The organism is Pseudomonas sp. HT11 (assembly GCF_044875395.1).
Lineage (GTDB): Bacteria > Pseudomonadota > Gammaproteobacteria > Pseudomonadales > Pseudomonadaceae > Aquipseudomonas.
Genome location: NZ_CP173217.1, coordinates 3577859 through 3597838, shown reverse-complemented (window position 1 = coordinate 3597838; position 19980 = coordinate 3577859). Strand labels below are relative to the sequence as shown.

Sequence of the window (19980 nt, the reverse complement as noted above, 5' to 3'; positions counted from 1 at the left end):
TTGGGCAGATGCGAAAAGAGTGCTGCGGGTGCGGTGGCGCTCGATCTCGAGTCGGCTGCCGTTTGTTGTTCATTTCGCCCCTGTGGACGCAGATTAGGACGAAGACTAGGATGGGCGGAAGATGGAATTTCACTCAACGGACTATTATTTTCCAATTTATTCATTCATCAGAATTTAAGCCGAGATTATGTGATATGGATTCCACTGAGCGGAATGGGAGCGACAAAGAAGTGGGTTCGGGCAGCGTGTCGCGGGTGTTCGCGCTGTTGCGTGCATTGGGCGAGGTGCCCGAAGGCGGCGAACGCGTGACGCAACTGGCGCAGCAGGTGGGGCTGTCGCAGCCCACCACCCACCGCCTGTTGCGCAGCTTGATGGACGAGGGGATGGTCGAGCAGGACGCGCGCAGCAAGCGCTATCGCCTGAGCCTGGAGTTCTTCGCGCTGGCGGCGAACGCGGGCAAGACCGGCAACCTGCGCGACCTGGTGCGGCCGAGCATGTTGCGCTTGAGTGCTTCGTTGGGTGATTCGTTGTTTTTGCTGGCACGCAGTGGTTTTGATGCGATCTGCCTGGACCGCAGCGAGGGGCCGTACCCGATCCGCACCTTTACCGGGGATATTGGCGGGCGTGTGGCGTTGGGTGTGGGGCAGGGCAGTTTGGCGATTCTGGCGTTCTTGCCGGAGGAGGAGCGTGAGGCGGTGATTCGCTACAACTTGCCTCGGCTCAAGGATTTTCACCTGTATGACGAGGTGCTGCTGCGGTCGGAAGTGGAAAATGTGCGCAGCCTGGGGTATGCCGCGCGCAACACCGGAGTGCTGGAAGGCATGGCGGGGTTGGCGGTGCCGATTTTGAATCGGGAGGGGGTTGCGGTGGCGGCGTTGAGTGTGGCGACTATCAGTGATCGATTGGGGCCGAGCCGGTTGCCGATGGTGGTGGAGTTGCTCAAGCGTGAGGCGGCGGCGATCGGGCCGAGGATCAATCCGTTTGATCCGACGTTGCGTCGGCCTTCGCAGGCTTTTGGTGGGTAGCTTGTGTGCCGTTGCGCTATGGCCGTCTTTGGACGGGCGCTTCTGTTGGTAGATTTGAGTACATATCCGTTGCTGCGGTAACGGCGGCTGGCGGTTCCGCTCTTACAGCGGGTCACTTTTGGCAAACGCCCCAAAAGTAACCAAAAGGTCTTTGCCCCACCACTCGGTGCCTCGCCTAGGCTCGGCATTCCCTCACTCCGGCTTGAATCCGTGGGCCGCCGCGACGGGCCATCCATGGCCCAACGCGGCTAACCCGGCGTCCTGCCGGGTTACCCACGGATTCAAGCCTGCGTTCGGCCAGCGTGGTTGACGGGGCCTGTCAGATCAAAAGCAAGATCAAGAGCACGGCGGCCTGAAAGCCGACCTGGGTGGTAGAAGCAAAAGCGGATCAAAAACACAGCAACACACCTCTATCTGATGCACTGAGCTCCAAATGTGGGAGCTGTCTTGCCTGCGATGCAGACAACTCGGTGTGTCAGGCATAACCAGTTGATGCCATCGCGGGCAAGCCCGCTCCCACAAGTTGACCGCGTTCAGCCGCCAGCACCGCGCTGCTTTTGCTTTTCTGTGGGAGCTGGCTTGCCTGCGATGCAGGCACCTCGGTGTGTCAGGCATAACCAGTCGATGCCTTCGCGGGCAAGCCCGCTCCCACAAGTTGACCGAGTTCAGCCGCCAGCACCGCGCTGCTTTGCTTTTCTGTGGGAGCGGGCTTGCCTGCGATGCAGACAACTCGGTGTGTCAGGCATAACCAGTTGATGCCTTCGCGAGCAAGCCCGCTCCCACAAGTTGACCGCGTTCAACTGCCAGCACCGCACTGCTTTGCTTTTCTGTGGGAGCTGGCTTGCCTGCGATGCAGACAACTCGGTGTGTCAGGCATAACCAGTTGATGCCATCGCGGGCAAGCCCGCTCCCACAAGTTGACCGCGTTCAGCCGCCAGCACCGCACTGCTTTGCTTTTCTGTGGGAGCTGGCTTGCCTGCGATGCAGGCACCTCGGTGTATCAGGCATAACCAGTTGATGCCTTCGCGGGCAAGCCCGCTCCCACAAGTTGACCGCGTTCAGCCGCCAGCACCGCGCTGCTTTTGCTTTTCTGTGGGAGCTGGCTTGCCTGCGATGCAGGCACCTCGGTGTGTCAGGCATAACCAGTTGATGCCATCGCAGGCAAGCCAGCTCCCACATTGACCGAGTACAGCCCGAGGTTTTAGGGCAATGCAGATCAGCACAGCCTCTGCCTGATGTAATGAGACCCACACAAGCACCACACACATTCAGATCGCGGCCAGTGCAACTGAGGTCGCAGCTGTTCGAGTCTCCACGCCGAGCTTCACATACACATGCTCCAGATGCTTGTTCACCGTCCTGGGGCTCAGCCCCAGAATGTCGCCAATATCCCGATTGGTTTTCCCACACGCCACCCAACGCAGCACTTCCACCTCACGCTCGGTCAGTTGAAACCGGGCGGATAACAGTCGTTGCGCCGGGGCGTCTTCCAGGGTCAGCACGCTCGGCTGCGTCGCGGCACGCGCCGAGAGCAGGATTCGTGAGGTGCGCAAATGCGCTGCCACCCGCGCCAATACCTCATCCGTCTGGATCGGCTTGGTCACGTAATCGCTGCCACCCACCTCAAAACCCTGCACCACGTGCTTGCTGTCGGTCAGCCCGGTCATGAACACCACCGGGATGTCTGCGCTGGCCGGTTGCGCCTTGAGCCGGCGACAGGTTTCGAAACCGTCCAGCCCCGGCATTATTGCGTCCAGCAGAATCAGGTCCGGGCGCCGGCGTTGCACGCGGTTCAACGCGCTGAGGCCGTCCAGCGCCACCAGCACCATGTAGCCCGCGTCATCAAGGGCGTCGGACAGCATGGCGAGGTTGTCCGGGGTGTCATCGACGATCAGCACCACGCCAGGTTCAGTGCTGCGGGTGAGCGCATTCATCTTCGGCCTCCTTTAAGGTTCGGTTGAGTTCATCCAGGCGGAAACCCTTGAGCAGCCCGCGCACTTTGGCGATAAAAGGCGCGGCGTCCGGGCGATGTTCCAGGATGGTGTCGAGTTTTTCATGCAAGCCGCGCACGTAGCCGATGGCGCTGAGTTCGGCGAGGGCGGCGAGGTCTTCAGGGCTGGGCAATACGCTGGGCGGTGCAGGCGGCGTGGACGTTCGGGTGCGCCGCAACCACTGCAGATCCAGGTGCTGTTGCAGGCGCCCGAGCAGTTCCGGGGTGCGCACCGGTTTGGCCAGGTAGTCGTTGCAGGCGGCGGCGATGCTGCGCTCACGGTCGTCGGTAAAGGCGTTGGCCGAGATCACGATGATCGGCGCGCTGGACAGCGCATTGCGGCGGATCAGGCGGCTGGTTTCCCAGCCATCCAGGGTCGGCATCGACAGGTCCATCAGGATCAGGTCCGGCGCCAGCAGCGCCACCTGGCGGATCGCGTCCTGGCCATTGCTGGCCTGGATCACCTCAAACCCCAACGGTGTGAGCATGCCACTGAGCACCTTGCGATGGTCCACATGGTCGTCCACCACCAGGATGCGTCGGCGCACACCGTGATAACCGATGATGTCGTGCTCCACGTGCACCACCGCCTGCGGCGCGCGCACCTGGGAGAGGAACAGCCGCACCTGGAAACACGTGCCTTTGTCCAGCTCACTGGTGACGCGCAATTCGCCGCCCATCAGCGAGGTGAGCATGCGCGTGATGGTCAGCCCCAGGCCCACGCCCTTGTCCTGGCGCATCAGATCGCCGCGCTCGAACGGCTGGAATATCCGCTCGATCTGCCCAGGGTCAATGCCGATGCCGGTGTCGATGATTTCAAAGTTGGCGGTTTCGCGCATGTAGCTGACCCGCAGGCGCACCTCGCCGCTGTCGGTGAAATTCACCGCGTTGCCGAGCAGGTTGATCAGGATCTGGCGCACGCGCTTTTCATCGCCACGCACCACGGCGGGGATCTTGCCCACGCAGTCCAGGCGAAAGCGCAGGCCCTTGTCCTGGGCTTGTGGGGTGAACATCTGTTCCAGGTCGTGGAGCAACTCGGGGAAGGGGATTTCCGTGAGTTCCAGGCGCAGTTTGCCGGCCTCGATCTTGGCCACGTCGAGCAGGCCATCGATCAGTGACAGCAGGTGCGAGCCGCTGCGCAGGATGGTCGCCAGCGCGTCCTGATGCTGCTCGGGCATGGCGTTGTCGCGCTGCAGGATCTGGGTAAAACCAAGGATGCTGTTCAGCGGCGTGCGCAGCTCGTGAGAGAGCCCGGTGACGTAACGGCTTTTGGCGGCGTTCGCGGCTTCGGAGGCCTCTTTGGCTTGTTGCAGGGCTTGGTCGGTGAGGCTGTGGGCGTCGATTTCCTGCATTAAAAGTAGGGTCTGGCGGTCGGATTCTTCCTGGGCGACGCGGCGGCTTTCGCGGGTCAGCACCACCCACCACGCGAGCACGGCGGCCAGCACCGACAGGGTCAGGAAAGCCTTGAAGAACGCCTGATACAAGGTCTCGGAATGCGGCAACCCTTGGGCGGCCTGCACGTAAATCAACGCCAGCGCGCCTGCGAGCAGCAGCACCAGCACCAGCAACAACCCCAGGTAGTGCGCCAGCCGCGTATGCAGGCGCGGCATCAGGGTGGTGGGCAGCAGCCAGCGCAATACGCCTTCGAACTGCGTGACCAGGCGCGCATGAGGTTTGCACCGATCACCGCAACGCGCGTCCAGCGAGCAGCACAGCGAACAGATGGGCGTGCTGTAGGCCGGACAAAACGCCATGTCGGCGGTTTCGAACGGGTTGCTGCATAGCCCACAGATCGCGTGAGTGGCGGGGGCCACCGGGTGAATCAGCGTCACGTCACTGGTACGCGCGATGTAGTACTTGCCTTGGGTCAGCCAGGCCAACAGCGGCGCCATGATCAACGCCGTGCCCAGCGCGACGAAGGGCGGCGCGGCCTGGGCAAGGGCACCGAACAGGCCGAAGTGGGCGAGGATCGACAGCAACGATGCAATCAGCATCGAGCCGACGCCCACCGGGTTGATGTCGTAGAGGTGCGCGCGCTTGAACTCGATGTGTCTGGGCGACAGGCCCAGCGGCTTGTTGATCACCAGGTCGGCCACCAGCGTGCCGATCCAGGCAATCGCGATATTCGCGTAGAGCCCCAGCACCTGGTCGATCACGTCAAATACGCCCAGCTCCATCAGCATCAGCGCGATGGCCACGTTGAACACCAGCCACACCACGCGGCCGGGGTGGCTGTGGGTCACGCGGGCAAAGAAGTTCGACCAGGCCAGGGAGCCGGCGTAGGCGTTGGTCAGGTTGATTTTCATCTGTGAGATGAACACGAACAGCACCATCGCGCCGAGCGCCCATTCCGGCGAGCTGAACACATAGCGGAATGCAACGAGGTACATCTGCGTGGGCTCGGCGGCGCGCTCCATGGGGATTTCATGTTGCAGGGCGAGAAACGCCAGAAACGCCCCGGCGAACATCTTCAACGCGCCGGGGATGATCCAGCCTGGCCCCGCGCAGAGCAGGGCGGCCCACCAGCGTTTGCGGTTGGCGGCGGTCTTTTCCGGCAGGAAGCGCAGGTAGTCGACCTGTTCGCCGATCTGCGTGACCAGCGACAGCGCCACGGTGCAGGCGGCGCAGAACGACAGCAAATTAAACCCGCCGCCGTCGCCACTGCGTCCGACAAAGCTGGTCCAGTCGCTGAAGACGTCGGGGTTTTTCCACCAGACAAAGCCGTAGGGCAGCACCAGCAACAGCAGCCAAAGCGGTTGCGTCCACAATTGCAGGCGGCTGATCAGGGTCACGCCGTAGGCCACCAGTGGAATCACCAGCAATGAGCAGATCACATAGGCGATGGCTAGCGGAATATGGAAATACAGCTCCAGGGCCAGGGCCATGATTGCCGCTTCCAGTGCGAAGAACAGGAACGTGAAGCTGGCATAAATCAACGAGGTGATGGTCGAGCCGATGTAGCCAAAGCCGGCGCCGCGGGTCAGCAGGTCCATGTCCACGCCATAACGGGCGGCGTAATAACTGATGGGCAGGCCGGTGAGGAAAATCACCAGGCTGATCGCCAGGATCGCCCAGAACGTGTTGGTGAAACCGTAGCTCAAGGCGAGCACGCCGCCGATGGCTTCCAGCGCCAGAAAGGACACGGCGCCCAGGGCGGTGTTGGCGATGCGCAGTTCCGACCATTTGCGAAAGGATTTGGGCGTGTAGCGCAGGGCGTAGTCTTCCATGGTCTCGTCGGCGACCCAGGTGTTGTAGTCGCGGCGGATCTTGACGATGCGCTGGGTGCCGGAGGTGGGGTGCACGGTGGAGGACTCCGCAGAAGGGCGAGATTGAATGAGCAACTTCCATGCCCTGACAGGTGCCGCAGGTCCAAATGCGGGAGCGGGCTTGCTGTGGCGAGCGGGCTTGCCCCGCGTTGGGCTGCGTAGCCGCCCTGAAACCAGACAACACTATTTAATTTACCTGGAAAAATGCGCTGTTCTTAACAGGGCCGCTTCGCAGCCCAACGCGGGGCAAGCCCGCTCGCCACAACTTGCCCTGAAACAGTGCGCAACGGCATACGTCAAATGACGTACAGGGTTACGTCAGGCTGCGTATACCCGCGATGGCCGGCTGCCGCCATGCTGAACCCCTCATTGCAGAGGAGTCGCCCCATGGCACCACGATTGATCCGCTCCACACCGCTGTTGGCCTTGTCCTTACTGGCGGCCGCTCTGTTCAGCCAGGGCGCGCTGGCCGATAACGAAGGCCTGGCCGTGACCCCTACCGAAGTCACCGTCGGCCAGTTGCACTCGGCCACCGGCACCATGGCGATTTCCGAGACCGGCTCGATCCAGGCTGAGCGCCTGGCCATCGAACAGATCAACGCTTCGGGCGGGATCCTGGGACGCCAGATCAAAGTGATCCAGGAAGACGGCGCCTCCGACTGGCCGACCTTTGCCGAAAAAGCCAAGAAGCTGCTGGTCAACGACAAGGTCGCCGCCGTGTTCGGCTGCTGGACGTCGGCTTCACGCAAAGCCGTGCTGCCGATCTTCGAGAAAGAAAACGGCTTGCTCTACTACCCGACCTTCTATGAAGGCCTGGAACAGTCGAAAAACGTCATCTACACCGGCCAGGAAGCCACCCAGCAAATCCTCGCCAGCCTCGACTGGATCGCCAAGACCAAGGGCGCCAAGACCTTCTACCTGGTCGGCTCGGACTACATCTGGCCACGCACCTCGATGAAGATCGCGCGCAAGCACATTGAAAACGTGCTGCACGGCACGGTGGTTGGCGAAGACTACTACCCGCTAGGCAACACTCAGTTCGGCTCGCTGATCAACAAGGTCAAGCTGAAGAAGCCGGACGTAGTGTTTGCGGCCGTGGTCGGCGGCTCCAACGTGGCGTTCTACAAGCAACTCAATGCGGCGGGTGTGAATTCGTCCAAACAAACCCTGCTGACCTTGTCGGTCACCGAAGACGAGCTGCTCGGCATCGGCGGCGAAAACATGGCCGGCTTCTACGCCTCGATGAAGTACTTCCAGAGCCTGGATAACCCGAACAACAAAGCCTTCGTCGAAGCCTTCAAGGCCAAGTACGGCAAGGACGCGGTCATCGGCGACGTGACCCAGGCGGCGTACCTCGGCCCTTGGTTGTGGAAAGCGGCGGTGGAGAAGGCTGGCAGTTTCGACGTGGATAAAGTCGTGGCGGCAAGCCCTGGCATCGAGCTTAAAAACGCGCCGGAAGGCTACGTGAAGATCCACGAGAACCATCACCTGTGGAGCAAGTCGCGTATCGGCGAAGTGCAGCCCAACGGGCAGTTCAAGGTGATCTACGAGTCGGATCTGATCGAGCCGAACCCGTTTCCCAAGGGTTACCAATAACCCCCAGGCACACGGAGTTTCAAACTGTGGGAGGGGGCTTGCCCCCGATAGCAGTGGGTCAGTCACAGCTTTATAAGCTGACCCACCCTCATCGCGGTAAGCCCCTTCCCACATAAGGCAAAACGGCACAAGCCTGCATTTCATCTCTCTGTAGGAGACCATCATCATGGAATGGCTATCGGAATTTGGAGCCATCGCGGCGATGCAGGGGTTCAACGGTTTGTCCGTGTTCTGCGTGCTGTTGCTGATGGCATTGGGGCTGGCGATCATCTTTGGCCAGATGGGCGTGATCAACATGGCCCACGGCGAGTTCCTGACCATCGGCGCCTACACCACCTACGTGTGTTCCAGCCTTACCGCGCACTTTGCGCCAAGCTTTCAACCCTATTACTTCTTCGTTGCCATTGCCCTGTCATTTCTCGTAGCCGGCGCCATCGGCTGGCTGGTGGAGTGGGCGATGATCAGCCGTTTGTACAAGCGTCCGCTGGACACCTTGCTCGCCACTTGGGGCCTGTCGCTGGTGATGCAGCAAACCTTTCGCTCGGTGTTCGGGGCGCGTGAAGTCAGCGCCGAACCGCCGGCCTGGCTGATGGGCTCGGTGAATTTCACCGATGCCATCGAGATCCCGCGCAACGGCCTGTTCATGATGGGCCTGACCCTGCTGCTGACCGCCGCGATCTTCCTGATGCTGTACCGCTCGCGCTGGGGCCTGCAGGTGCGCGCCACGGTGCAGAACCGCCTGATGAGCCGCGCGGTGGGCATCAATACGCGCAAGGTCGACCGCATGACCTTCGCCCTCGGCTGCGGCGTGGCCGGTGTCGCGGGCGCGGCGTTTACCACCATTGGCTCCACCGGGCCGACGGCGGGTTCGCAGTACATCGTCGACACCTTCCTGGTGGTGGTGTTCGGCGGCGCGCAGAGCCTGTTCGGCACCATCGCCTCGGCGTTCGTGATCGCCCAGACCCAATCGCTGTCGGAGTTTTTCCTCAGTGGCTCGATGGCCAAGGTACTCACGTTGTCCTCGGTCATTCTGATCCTGATGCTGCGCCCGCAAGGGTTGTTCTCCATCAAAGTGCGCAAGTAGAGGCGAGCAGATGAAGGCTTTAGACAAGCTGCTGGGCGGCCAGCAAAACCTGATCGGTATCGTGTTGTTGGCATTGCTGGTACTGGTGGTATTTCCCCTGACCCTGGACGCGTTCCGCCTGAACATGGTCGGCAAATACCTGACCTACGCGTTCGTCGCTGTGGGCCTGGTGCTGTGCTGGGGCTATGGCGGCATTCTCAGCCTGGGGCAGGGTGTTTTCTTCGGCGTCGGCGGTTACTGCATGGCGATGTTCCTCAAGCTGGAAGCCTCCGACCCCGAGAACACCAAGATCCAATCCACACCGGGCATCCCGGACTTCATGGACTGGAACCAGATCACCGAACTGCCCTGGCTGTGGCAGCCGTTTCACAGTTTCAGCTTCACGCTGGTAGCGGTGATTGCGGTGCCGGTGCTGCTGGCGTTCATCATCGGTATGGCGCTGTTCAAGCGGCGCGTGGGCGATGTGTATTTCTCCATCGTCACCCAGGCGATTGCGCTGATCCTTACCGTGCTGATCGTCGGCCAGCAAGGGCTGACCGGTGGCGTCAACGGCATCACCGACCTCAAGACCCTGCTGGGCTGGGACCTGCGCACCGACAGCGCGAAAATGATCCTGTACTTCATCAACGCCGGCTTGCTGTTCGGCTGCATCTTTATCGGCCGTTTTATCCTCGCGTCCAAGCTGGGCCGGCTGCTGATGGCGATGCGCGACAAAGAAGAGCGTGTGCGGTTTTCCGGCTACGACGTGGCCAGTTTCAAGATCTTTGTGTTCTGCGTGGCCGCCGCGTTTTCGGCGATTGGCGGGGCGATGTTTGCCCTGCAGGTGGGCTTTATGTCGCCGTCGTTCGTGGGCATCGTGCCGTCAATCGAGATGGTGATTTTCGCCGCGGTGGGCGGGCGCATGTCACTGCTCGGCGCGGTGTATGGCGCGCTGCTGGTGAACTACGGCAAGACCTACTTTTCCGAGTCCTTTCCTGAATTATGGCTGTACCTGATGGGCGGGCTGTTTATCGCCGTGGTCATGTATTTCCCCAATGGCCTGGCTGGGTTGTGGGACAGCCACGGTCGCCAGGCATTGGCCAGACTGCTGCGGCGCACACCCGTGGCGGCGCCCCCGGTGAGTCCGGCGGTTAAACCCAAGACTAAAAGCAACATCCTGGAGACCCAGCCATGACCGCCGTCGGCTTTGAAATGAAAAAACCGGTGTTGGCCATTGAAGGCCTCACCGTGTCGTTCGACGGCTTCAAGGCGGTCGACAACCTCAACCTGTACATCGACCGCAATGAAGTGCGCGTGGTCATCGGTCCCAATGGCGCCGGCAAGACCACGGTGCTCGACCTGATCTGCGGCAAAACCCGCGCTACCAGCGGCAGCATCCAGTTCGATGGCAAGGAACTGACCAGGATGCGCGAGTACAACATCGTGCGCGCCGGCGTGGGGCGCAAGTTCCAGAACCCGTCGATCTACGAAAACCTCACGGTGTTTGAAAACCTCGAGATGTCTTATCCCGCCGGGCGCAAGGTGTGGGGCGCGCTGTTTTTCAAGCGCAGCGCTCAGGTGGTTGCGCGGGTGGAGGAGGTGGCGCGGGAAATCTTCCTGGGTGATTTGCTGCAACAGCAGGCCGACCTGCTGTCCCACGGGCAAAAGCAGTGGCTGGAAATCGGCATGTTGCTGATGCAAGACCCGGAGTTGCTGATGCTGGATGAACCGGTGGCGGGCATGAGCGTCAACGAGCGCGCGCAAACCGCCGAATTGCTCAACCGCATCAGCCAGGGCCGCTCGGTGCTGGTGATCGAGCACGACATGGAGTTCGTCAAAAGCATCGCGCATAAAGTCACGGTGCTGCACCAGGGCAAGGTGCTGGCCGAGGGCAGCATGGAGTCGGTGCAAAGCAACCCGAAAGTCATTGAAGTGTATTTGGGCCACTGAGGAATCCGGCATGTTCAAGATCGACCAGTTGTCCTGTGGTTACGGGCAGAGCCAGATCCTCCACGATCTGCAACTGAACGTGGCCAAGCGCGAGATCGTCGCGGTGATGGGCCGCAATGGCATGGGCAAGACCACGCTGTTCAAGAGCCTGATGGGCATTCTGCCGCAGTGGCAAGGCCAGGTCAGTGTGGACGGGCACGATGTGTCGGCGCTGGAAACCCATGAGCGGGTGGCGCTCGGGATTGCCTATGTGCCCCAGGGCCGCATGATTTTCCCGAGCATGACGGTGCTGGAAAATATCCAGACCGGGTTACCGGCGTCGGCGCGCGGCAAGGTGCCGGAGGATTTGTATGCGCTGTTTCCGGTGCTGCATGACATGCAGTCGCGCAAGGGCGGCAACCTGTCCGGCGGGCAGCAACAGCAACTGGCGATTGCCCGGGCGCTGGCGACCAACCCCAAGGTGTTGTTGCTCGACGAGCCGACGGAGGGCATCCAGCCGTCGATCATCAAGGACATTGCACGCACGCTCAAAGAGATTCGCAACCTGCGCGATTTGACCATTGTGGTCTCCGAGCAAGTGCTGTCGTTCACCCTGGAGATTGCCGACCGCTTTCTGGTGATCGAGAAGGGCCGCTTCGTGATCGAAGAGACCCGCGACCGCGTGGATGAAGCGACCATCAGCCGATACTTGTCTGTCTAAAACAACACAGTTCAACTGTGGGAGCTGGCTTGCCTGCGATGACGGTCTATCAGTCACAGAAATGTTGGCTGGACAACCGCTATCGCAGGCAAGCCAGCTCCCACATTTTTGATTGCGTTCCATCCTTCCCTGCATACGTCATCCAACGTATTTCCGGTTTTCCCTGGCTCCCCGAGACTGGATTCCAAGCACCAGACCATCCGCCCAGGAGCCAGTCCATGACCGAAACGCTGATCAAAGTCGACCTCAACCAGCCCGTCACTGAAAACGAAAATATCCATAACCGCTGGCACCCGGATATCCCGATGGCGTGCTGGGTGAAGCCCGGCGATGACTTCATTCTGGAAACCTACGACTGGACCGCCGGCGCAATCAAGAACAATGACGATGCCAGTGACGTGCGCGACGTGGACCTGTCCACCGTGCATTACCTGTCAGGCCCGGTGGGCGTGCACGGCGCCGAGCCGGGTGATTTGTTGGTGGTGGACTTGCTCGATATCGGCGCCAAGGCGGATTCGCAGTGGGGCTTCAACGGCTTCTTTTCGCGGCAGAACGGCGGCGGCTTTCTCACCGATCATTTCCCCAGCGCGCAAAAAGCCATCTGGGATTTCAAAGGCATGTTCACCCGTTCGCGGCACATTCCGGGGGTTAACTTTGCCGGCCTGATCCACCCCGGCCTGATCGGCTGCCTGCCCGACCCGGTGATGCTCGCCGACTGGAACCGCCGCGAGCAGGAACTGATCGATACCAACCCGACCCGCGTGCCGCCGCTGGCCAATGCGCCACTGGCCGCCACCGCGCACATGGGCAAGCTCAAGGGCCAGGCCCGTGACGATGCGGCTGCGACCGGCGCGCGCACGGTGCCGCCGCGTGAGCATGGCGGTAACTGCGATATCAAGGACCTGTCGCGCGGTTCGAAGATTTTCTTCCCGGTCTATGTCAACGGCGCCGGGTTGTCGGTGGGTGACCTGCACTTCAGCCAGGGCGACGGCGAGATCACCTTTTGCGGCGCCATCGAAATGGCCGGCTGGGTGCACATGAAGGTCGAGCTGATCAAGGGCGGCATGGCCAAGTATGGGATCAAGAACCCGGTGTTCAAGCCCAGCCCGATCACACCGAACTACAAGAACTACCTGATCTTCGAAGGCATCTCGGTGGACGAACAGGGCCAGCAGCACTACCTGGATGTCAACGTCGCCTACCGCCAGGCCTGCCTGAATGCGATCAACTACCTGACCAAATTCGGCTACTCGCCGGCCCAGGGCTATGCCTTGCTCGGCTCGGCGCCGGTGCAGGGGCATATCAGCGGCGTGGTGGATATTCCGAATGCCTGCGCGACCTTGTGGTTGCCGACGGAAATCTTCGAGTTCGACATCAACCCCAATGCCAACGGCCCCACCCAGTTCCTCGACGGCAGCGTCGACCTGCCCATTGCCCCGGACCTGTAGCCATGCCGACCTACGAATATGCCTGTGACACCTGCGGCACGTTCACGATGTTGCGGCCCATCGCCCAGCGCAACGAGCCCAGCCAGTGCCCGTACTGCGAAGGGCCGGGCGGCCCGCTCAGGGTCTCGGCCCCGGCACTGCAAACGCTGTCGGCCAACCAGCGCAAGGCTATCGCCGGCAACGAGCGCAGCGCCCATGCGCCGCAAACCGTCGGTGAATACCAGCAAAGCCGTAAACATCCGGCCGGTTGCAGCTGCTGCGGCACCCGCAAAAAAGTCGAGCCGAGCAAGGCCAACCCCTTGGGCCTCAAGACCAGGACCGGGCCACGGCCGTGGATGATCAGTCACTAGACCAGGAGTGATGTTATGCGTCATGGCGACATTTCCAGCAGCCCGGACACCGTCGGTGTCGCGGTGGTGAACTACAAGATGCCGCGCCTGCATTCCAAGGCCGAGGTCATCGACAACGCGAAGAAAATCGCCGGGATTATCCTCGGCATGAAGCAGGGCCTGCCCGGCATGGACCTGGTGGTGTTCCCCGAATACAGCACCATGGGCATCATGTACGACCACGACGAGATGATGGCCACGGCCGCGAGTATCCCCGGCGATGAGACGGCGATTTTCTCGGCAGCGTGCCGCCAGGCAAACACCTGGGGCGTATTTTCCCTGACCGGCGAGCGCCACGAGGAGCACCCGCACAAGGCGCCGTACAACACGCTGGTGTTGATCAATAACCTCGGCGAGATCGTGCAGCGCTACCGCAAGTGCATCCCGTGGTGCCCCATCGAGGGTTGGTATCCGGGTGACCGCACCTATGTGTGCGATGGGCCCAAGGGCATGAAGATCAGCCTGATTATCTGCGACGACGGCAATTACCCGGAGATCTGGCGCGACTGCGCGATGAAGGGCGCCGAGTTGATCGTGCGCTGTCAGGGTTATATGTACCCGGCCAAGGAGCAGCAGGTGCAGATGTCCAAGAGCATGGCCTGGGCGAATAACTGCTATGTGGCAGTGGCCAACGCGGCGGGGTTCGATGGGGTGTATTCGTACTTCGGCCACTCGGCGATCATCGGCTTTGACGGGCGCACCCTGGGTGAGTGCGGCGAGGAAGAGATGGGCATCCAGTACGCGCAACTGTCGGTGTCGCAGATTCGCGATGCGCGGGCCAACGACCAGTCGCAGAACCACCTGTTCAAGTTGCTGCACCGTGGCTATACCGGCATGCATGCCTCGGGCGATGGCGACAAGGGCGTGGCGGACTGCCCGTTCGAGTTCTACCGCACCTGGGTGCTGGACGCGCAAAAGGCCCAGGAGAATGTCGAAAAAATTACCCGCAGCACCGTGGGTGTCGCCGAGTGCCCGGTGGGGCAACTGCCCCATGGCGGCAAAGAAAAAGGGGTGGAGTAGGGCATGCGGTTTACCTTTGAACCGGTGCAGGTGATGGCGCTGTTGCGCAGTCGCATCGTTGGCCAGGAGGCGGCGCTGGCGCAGGTGGAGCGGCTGCTCAAGGTGGTCAAGGCCGATATCGGCGAGCGCGATCGGCCATTGAGCGTCAACCTGTTCATGGGCCCGACCGGCGTGGGCAAAACCGAAATCGTGCGCCTGCTGGCCCAGGCGCTGCATGGCCGGCCCGACGGGTTTTGCCGCATCGACATGCACACCCTTGCCCAGGAGCATTACGCCGCCGCGCTGACCGGCGCGCCGCCGGGGTACGTGGGCAGCAAGGAAGGCATCAGCCTGTTCAACAGCGAATTGATCCAGGGCAGCTACAGCCGCCCTGGCATCGTGTTGTTCGATGAACTGGAAAAAGCCAGCCAGGAGGTGGTGCGCAGCCTGCTGGGCATTCTTGAAAACGGCCAACTGACCCTGGCGGGTGGCACGCGCACCCTGGATTTTCGTAACAGCCTGATTTTCATGACCAGCAATATCGGCGCGCAACAGGCGCGTCGGCATCGCCAACGCTTCGCTCAGGGCTGGCGGCGGCTGCTGCGGGTGTTTGTGCGGGGCGAAGCGGCGGTGTTGGAAGAGGCCCTGCACGGGCATTTCGAGCCGGAGTTTCTCAACCGCATCGATCGTATCCTGATGTTCGAACCCCTCGACAAGCGCTGGCTTGATGCGCTGCTGGACGTGGAGCTGGAGAAGCTCAACCAGCGTCTGGCGGCGCACCAGCGCTCATTAAGCATGGATGCGTCGGCGCGGGCATGGTTGTGTCGCCAGCACGACGCACGGTTTGGCGCGCGTGCGCTGGGCCGCCGTGTACGGGTGGAGCTGGAGCCGGCGATCGCGGAGTGCTTGCTGCGCGATCCTGCTGTGCAAGGGATGCGAGTAACGGTGCGGGGTGAACACTTGGACGTTTCGCGACAATAGCCTTGCATGCTGACCAATTAGGGCTAATATGATCCGGGTAAAACAAATAACATCCGGGTAATAAGCCATGCCTACGCAACACACACCGCTGTGCACTGCCTTCTTCCGTTACCAGCGCGTGGCGGCCGGCGCCTATTCGGCGGTGGCCGAAACCCTGGCAGGGCTGGACCTGACAGCCGGCACCTTCCTGGTCTTTGATGACGCCACCGGCGCCCAAGTCGATTACCCATGGCCTGGCGGTTATGTGCCCGAGCAACCCGCAGACACAGCAATCGACGAAGAGCTTCCCGCAGCCCCAACGGTGGGCCGCCCGAAGCTGGGTGTGGTCGCGCGGGAAGTCACGCTGCTGCCGCGCCACTGGGAATGGCTGGGCCAACAACCCGGCGGCGCCTCGGCGGCCTTGCGCCGGTTGGTGGATGAAGCGCGAAATGCCAGCGCTGGCCGTGATCAGGCGCGTCTGGCCAAGGAAGCCAGCTATCGTTTCATGAGTGCCATCGGCGGCGACCTGCCTGGGTTTGAAGACGCCTCACGGGCATTGTTCGCTGAAGATGCGGCGGCCTTTGCGAGCAAGATCGGGCACTGGCCGAAGGATGTGCAGACGTACCTGGCCTGGCTGTCGCGCAATGCTTTCCCCGTCTAACAATAATTCCGGGACTCGAACGACCATGGAAGTCACTCAGCAACGGCCGTTGTGGCAGATCTACCTGATTTTTTTGGCACCGATGGTGCTGTCCAATTTTCTGCAAAGCTTTTCCGGCACCCTCAACGGCATCTATGTCGGGCAAATGCTCGGCACCCAGGCACTGGCGGCGGTGTCGGGGATGTTTCCCATCGTGTTTTTCTTTATTGCCCTGGTGATCGGCCTGGGGGCGGGCGCTTCGGTGCTGATCGGCCAGGCCTGGGGCGCGCAGGAAACCGGAATGGTGAAGGTGATCACCGGTGCGACGCTGACCCTTGGCGCGCTGGTAGGCCTGATCGCGGCGGTGCTCGGCAGCCTGTTCGCGCGCCCGGCCCTGCAGGCGCTGGGCACCCCGATGGATGTGCTCGACGATGCCGTGGGTTATGCCCAGGTGATGATGCTGATCATGCCGCTGCTGTTGGTCTTCATCCTCTATACCCAATTGCTGCGCGGCGTCAGTGACACGATCTCGCCGCTGCTGGCGCTGATGGTCTCGACCCTGATCGGCCTGTTGCTGACGCCGGCGCTGATTCGCGGCTGGATCGGCCTGCCGCCCATGGGCATCCAGAGCGCGGTGTACGCGGGCCTGGTCGGTAATGCCTCGGCGATGCTGTTTTTGATCCTGCGCCTGCGCCACAAGAACCATGTGATGGCGCCGGACCGTGAGTTGCTTGCTGCGTTGCGCCTGGACCGGACGATCCTCGGCAAAGTGCTGCGCATCGGCTTGCCGACCGGCTTGCAGATGGTGGTGTTGTCGCTGTCCGAATTGGTCATTCTTGCGCTGGTCAACAGCCACGGTTCCCAGGCCACGGCGGCGTATGGCGCGGTGACGCAGATCGTCAATTATGTGCAGTTCCCGGCGCTGTCGATTGCCATTACCGCTTCGATCCTCGGTGCCCAGGCGATTGGCGCCGGGCGCCTGGAGCGAATCGGGCCGATCCTGCGCACCGGCCTGTTGATCAACGCCTGCCTGACCGGTGGATTGATTGTGCTCGGCTACCTGTTGTCCCACTGGCTGCTGGGGCTGTTCATCACCGATGACGCCGCGCGGCTTAATGCCGAGCACCTGCTGCACATTATGCTCTGGAGCGTTTTGGTCTTCGGCTTTCAGGCGGTGGTGGGCGGCATCATGCGCGCCAGCGGCGTGGTGCTGATGCCGGTCGCCATTTCGATTTTCTGCGTGCTGTGTGTGGAGCTGCCGATGGCGTATGTGCTCAATGCGCACTTCGGCCTGCAAGGTGTGTGGATGGCGTTTCCGGTGACCTACCTGGCGATGCTGGCGCTGCAGACTGCGTATTACCGGCTGGTGTGGCGGCACAAGCAGATCAAGCGGCTGGTGTAGCGCGGGCTTATTGCTTCAAGCCGCGCAGCAGTAACTCCAGACCCTGCAAGCCTTGCTCCAAACGGTCGCCCGGGTGTTCATCGCGGGCGATCCACAGCGCGGTGTTGACCAGGCTGCCATTGATCAATTGCGCCAGCGCGACGCTGGGGCCCTGTTCGATGGCTCCGGCCTGCATCAAGCCCTCAAGCAACTGGCACAGCGACGCGACGCAGTGTTGCTGCGACCCGGTATCGCCGAGCACGGCCGGCGCATCCTGCAAAACGATGCGTTGGATTTCGTCGTCCTGGGCCATGCGCAAATACGTTCGGCAACGCTCGCGAAAACCTTCCCACGGGTCCTGGGCCTGATCGGTGATGTGCTGCAGTCGCGCGTCCATTTCGCTGTCGAGTTGGGCGACCACGGCGGCCAACAGGCCTTTCTTGTCACCAAAGTGATGGTACAACGCACCACGGGTCAGGCCGGCGCGCGCGGTGAAGTCGTCCATCGACGTGTTGGCATAGCCCTGTGTGGCGAAGGCTTGGCGGGCGCTGGCGATCAGGCGGGCGCGGGTTTCTTCGATTATTTCGGCACGGGCTCGGCTCATGGGGTGGGCTCGCGAGGGTGTTTGAGGGTTTGACATACGCCGCGTATGTTACGCATGATTTGCCACATACGCACCGTATGTATTTTGCCTTGATGCCTGCCGATAGCAAGCTTCAAGGTCTTGAGGAAGAGGTCAAGCAGGATGGCAAATCCCTACGCCGAGTTGTTCCACGCCCCTGGCAGCCGGGCTTTTGTACTGGCCGGCATGCTTGCGCGCATGCCGATATCGATGACCGGTATCGGCCTGATCACCATGCTGTCGCAAGTGCATGGTGGCTTTGGCCTGGCGGGCGCGGTGGCGGCGGTGTTTGCCTTGGCCACGGCGTTTTGTGCGCCGCAGGTTTCGCGGTTAGTGGACCGCTACAGCCAGGGCAGGGTGCTGCCGATAGCAGCGCTGATTGGCGGTGGTGCGTTGTTGCTGTTGCTGTTGTGCACCTGGTTGCAGGCGCCAAGCTGGACGTTGTTTGTGTTCGCCGCCCTGGCCGGTTGCATGCCCAATATGTCGGCCATGGTGCGGGCGCGCTGGACCGAGTTGTACCGCGGCCAGCCCAAGTTGCAGACCGCGTTTGCCCTTGAGTCGGTGCTCGACGAGGTCTGTTTCATCATCGGCCCGCCGATCTCGGTGGGCCTGAGTGTGGTGCTGTTCCCGCAAGCCGGACCCTTGGTGGCAGCGCTGCTGTTGGCGGTGGGGGTGACCACCTTCGTGCTGCAACGCGCAACTGAGCCGCCGGTGCATGAACATCAGGACCATCACGGCCGCTGGCTGATCGCCTCACCGTCGGTACTGATCCTGATGATCCTGTTGCTGGCCATGGGCGTGATTGTCGGCGTGGTGGACGTGGTCAGCGTCGCGTTCGCCCAGCATCAAGGCCAACCGGCGGCGGCGAGCATCGTGCTTTCGGTGTATGCCATTGGCTCGTGCCTGGCGGGGTTGGCGTTCGGCACGCTCAAGCTCAAGGCGCCGTTGCCCCGCCAGTTTCTGTTCTGCGGCGTGGCGACGGCGTTGACCACCTTGCCGTTGTTGCTGGTGACAAATATCCCCGGGCTGGCCGTGGCCATCTTCATCTCAGGCTTGTTCTTTGCCCCGACGCTGATCGTGTCCATGGCCCTGGTGGAGCGGATCGTCCCGCCCAGCCGCCTGACCGAAGGCATGACCTGGTTGATCACCGGCCTGAGTATCGGGGTGGCCATTGGGGCCGCCAGCTCGGGTTGGATGATCGACCATTTCGGCGCCACCAGCGGGTTCTGGGTGGCGCTGGTGGCGGGTGCGGTGGTGCTGGGCTCAGCGCTGCTGGGCTATCGAAGGTTGGGCTGATCAGCCGATCGCCGGAGAAGGTTCTGCGCAATGATGTTGCAAAAACTCATTCAGCGCCTGGCGCGTCAGGTCATTGAGCGTCACTTTCTTACGGGTCGCTGCCAGGGCTGCAGCCAGATGCAGGTCATGGCCGACCCGCACGTTGAATGAACCCTTGCACGGTTTCTCCGGTGTTTGCCCGAGGGTGTGGCACGTCGCGAGATAGTCTTCCACGGCCTCTCGAAAGGCCACGTCCAGCTCCGCGACGGTTTTGCCCTCATAGCTGACCAGCGCCTTGATAAACAGCACTTTGCCAAACAGGCAATTGTCTTCGAGGCTGGCTTCGATAGAGCCGATGTAGCCGTTGTGTTTCAGTTGGTTGTTCACTGAATCAGTTCTCCTGATTTCAATTGTTCGATGATCTGGCGCCGAATGTAGTGTTTCAGTTCGTTGCCGGGGTGAGGCTTGTGCAAGGTGATCATTGCACTGGGGTCGCCGATGTCGAATTTGACGCGGCTTCCAGCCCCTTCAATCTGTGTGTAGCCAAGACGCTTGAGTAGCGTTTCGAGCTCTGGCCAGGTAAAGGCCATGCGCTCGTTGAGCAGTTTGGCGAGCAGCTTTTCATTTTTGGACACGGCGTTCCCTGCGTGTAACTAAATGTAGTTGCAAAAAGTGG

18 protein-coding genes are annotated in these 19980 nt (G+C 61.6%); 13 read left to right on the top strand and 5 right to left on the bottom strand.

From position 1 onward, the window contains the following. Window positions 1-194: 194 nt before the first annotated feature. Complete coding sequence (locus ABWL43_RS16465) at window positions 195-1025, top strand: IclR family transcriptional regulator (RefSeq protein WP_404483132.1); 831 nt, start codon at window positions 195-197, stop codon at window positions 1023-1025. Between the two features lie 1268 nt (window positions 1026-2293). On the opposite strand, the gene ABWL43_RS16460 is transcribed toward ABWL43_RS16465, so the two are convergent. Further along, complete coding sequence (locus ABWL43_RS16460; protein WP_404483131.1) at window positions 2294-2959, bottom strand: response regulator; 666 nt, start codon at window positions 2957-2959, stop codon at window positions 2294-2296. After that, the gene (locus ABWL43_RS16455; RefSeq protein WP_242198413.1) at window positions 2934-6317 is read right to left on the bottom strand and encodes an ATP-binding protein; all 3384 of its coding nucleotides are present in this window, start codon (window positions 6315-6317) and stop codon (window positions 2934-2936) included. The genes ABWL43_RS16460 and ABWL43_RS16455 overlap by 26 nt, the downstream gene beginning before the upstream one ends. A 351-nt stretch (window positions 6318-6668) precedes the next feature. On the opposite strand from ABWL43_RS16455, the gene urtA reads away from it, so the two are divergent. From urtA to ABWL43_RS16400, 11 genes are all read left to right on the top strand, one after another. Beyond that, the gene (urtA, locus tag ABWL43_RS16450; protein ID WP_404483129.1) at window positions 6669-7877 is read left to right on the top strand and encodes an urea ABC transporter substrate-binding protein; all 1209 of its coding nucleotides are present in this window, start codon (window positions 6669-6671) and stop codon (window positions 7875-7877) included. A gap of 166 nt (window positions 7878-8043) precedes the next feature. Continuing rightward, a complete protein-coding gene (gene urtB, locus ABWL43_RS16445) occupies window positions 8044-8961 on the top strand; it encodes an urea ABC transporter permease subunit UrtB (protein WP_177410123.1) in 918 nt (305 codons plus the stop codon). Window positions 8962-8971: 10 nt separating this feature from the next. Then, window positions 8972-10135 (top strand): urea ABC transporter permease subunit UrtC, encoded by a 1164-nt coding sequence (gene urtC, locus ABWL43_RS16440; protein ID WP_404483128.1) that lies wholly within the window; start codon window positions 8972-8974, stop codon window positions 10133-10135. After that, window positions 10132-10890 (top strand): urea ABC transporter ATP-binding protein UrtD, encoded by a 759-nt coding sequence (gene urtD, locus ABWL43_RS16435; RefSeq protein WP_404483127.1) that lies wholly within the window; start codon window positions 10132-10134, stop codon window positions 10888-10890. Before urtC ends, urtD begins: the two co-directional genes overlap by 4 nt. A 10-nt stretch (window positions 10891-10900) precedes the next feature. After that, window positions 10901-11590 (top strand): urea ABC transporter ATP-binding subunit UrtE, encoded by a 690-nt coding sequence (urtE, locus tag ABWL43_RS16430; protein ID WP_404483126.1) that lies wholly within the window; start codon window positions 10901-10903, stop codon window positions 11588-11590. A 218-nt stretch (window positions 11591-11808) separates the two neighbouring features. Further along, window positions 11809-13038, top strand: a complete 1230-nt coding sequence (fmdA, locus tag ABWL43_RS16425) for a formamidase (RefSeq protein ID WP_145165736.1) — start codon at window positions 11809-11811, stop codon at window positions 13036-13038. A gap of 2 nt (window positions 13039-13040) precedes the next feature. Beyond that, the gene (locus ABWL43_RS16420) at window positions 13041-13388 is read left to right on the top strand and encodes an FmdB family zinc ribbon protein (protein WP_145165735.1); all 348 of its coding nucleotides are present in this window, start codon (window positions 13041-13043) and stop codon (window positions 13386-13388) included. Between the two features lie 15 nt (window positions 13389-13403). Beyond that, window positions 13404-14447, top strand: coding sequence for an aliphatic amidase (locus ABWL43_RS16415; RefSeq protein WP_404483125.1), 1044 nt, complete (start codon window positions 13404-13406; stop codon window positions 14445-14447). A 3-nt stretch (window positions 14448-14450) separates the two neighbouring features. Beyond that, entirely contained in the window at window positions 14451-15407 is a 957-nt protein-coding gene (locus ABWL43_RS16410; RefSeq protein ID WP_404483124.1) for an AAA family ATPase, read from the top strand. A 67-nt stretch (window positions 15408-15474) separates the two neighbouring features. Then, window positions 15475-16047, top strand: a complete 573-nt coding sequence (locus ABWL43_RS16405; RefSeq protein WP_404483123.1) for a DUF2239 family protein — start codon at window positions 15475-15477, stop codon at window positions 16045-16047. A gap of 25 nt (window positions 16048-16072) precedes the next feature. Beyond that, entirely contained in the window at window positions 16073-17428 is a 1356-nt protein-coding gene (locus ABWL43_RS16400) for an MATE family efflux transporter (RefSeq protein ID WP_404483122.1), read from the top strand. Between the two features lie 7 nt (window positions 17429-17435). On the opposite strand, the gene ABWL43_RS16395 is transcribed toward ABWL43_RS16400, so the two are convergent. Beyond that, the gene (locus ABWL43_RS16395; RefSeq protein ID WP_262206137.1) at window positions 17436-18011 is read right to left on the bottom strand and encodes a TetR/AcrR family transcriptional regulator; all 576 of its coding nucleotides are present in this window, start codon (window positions 18009-18011) and stop codon (window positions 17436-17438) included. Between the two features lie 141 nt (window positions 18012-18152). Here ABWL43_RS16395 and ABWL43_RS16390 point away from each other — a divergent pair, with 141 nt between their 5' ends. Further along, window positions 18153-19325: an MFS transporter gene (locus tag ABWL43_RS16390; protein ID WP_262206136.1), complete on the top strand. Its 1173-nt coding sequence runs from the start codon at window positions 18153-18155 to the stop codon at window positions 19323-19325. Here ABWL43_RS16390 and ABWL43_RS16385 read toward each other — a convergent pair whose 3' ends face one another. After that, the gene (locus tag ABWL43_RS16385; protein ID WP_145165728.1) at window positions 19326-19691 is read right to left on the bottom strand and encodes a type II toxin-antitoxin system HicB family antitoxin; all 366 of its coding nucleotides are present in this window, start codon (window positions 19689-19691) and stop codon (window positions 19326-19328) included. After that, complete coding sequence (locus ABWL43_RS16380; protein WP_262206135.1) at window positions 19688-19939, bottom strand: type II toxin-antitoxin system HicA family toxin; 252 nt, start codon at window positions 19937-19939, stop codon at window positions 19688-19690. The genes ABWL43_RS16385 and ABWL43_RS16380 overlap by 4 nt, the downstream gene beginning before the upstream one ends. Window positions 19940-19980: the final 41 nt, after the last annotated feature.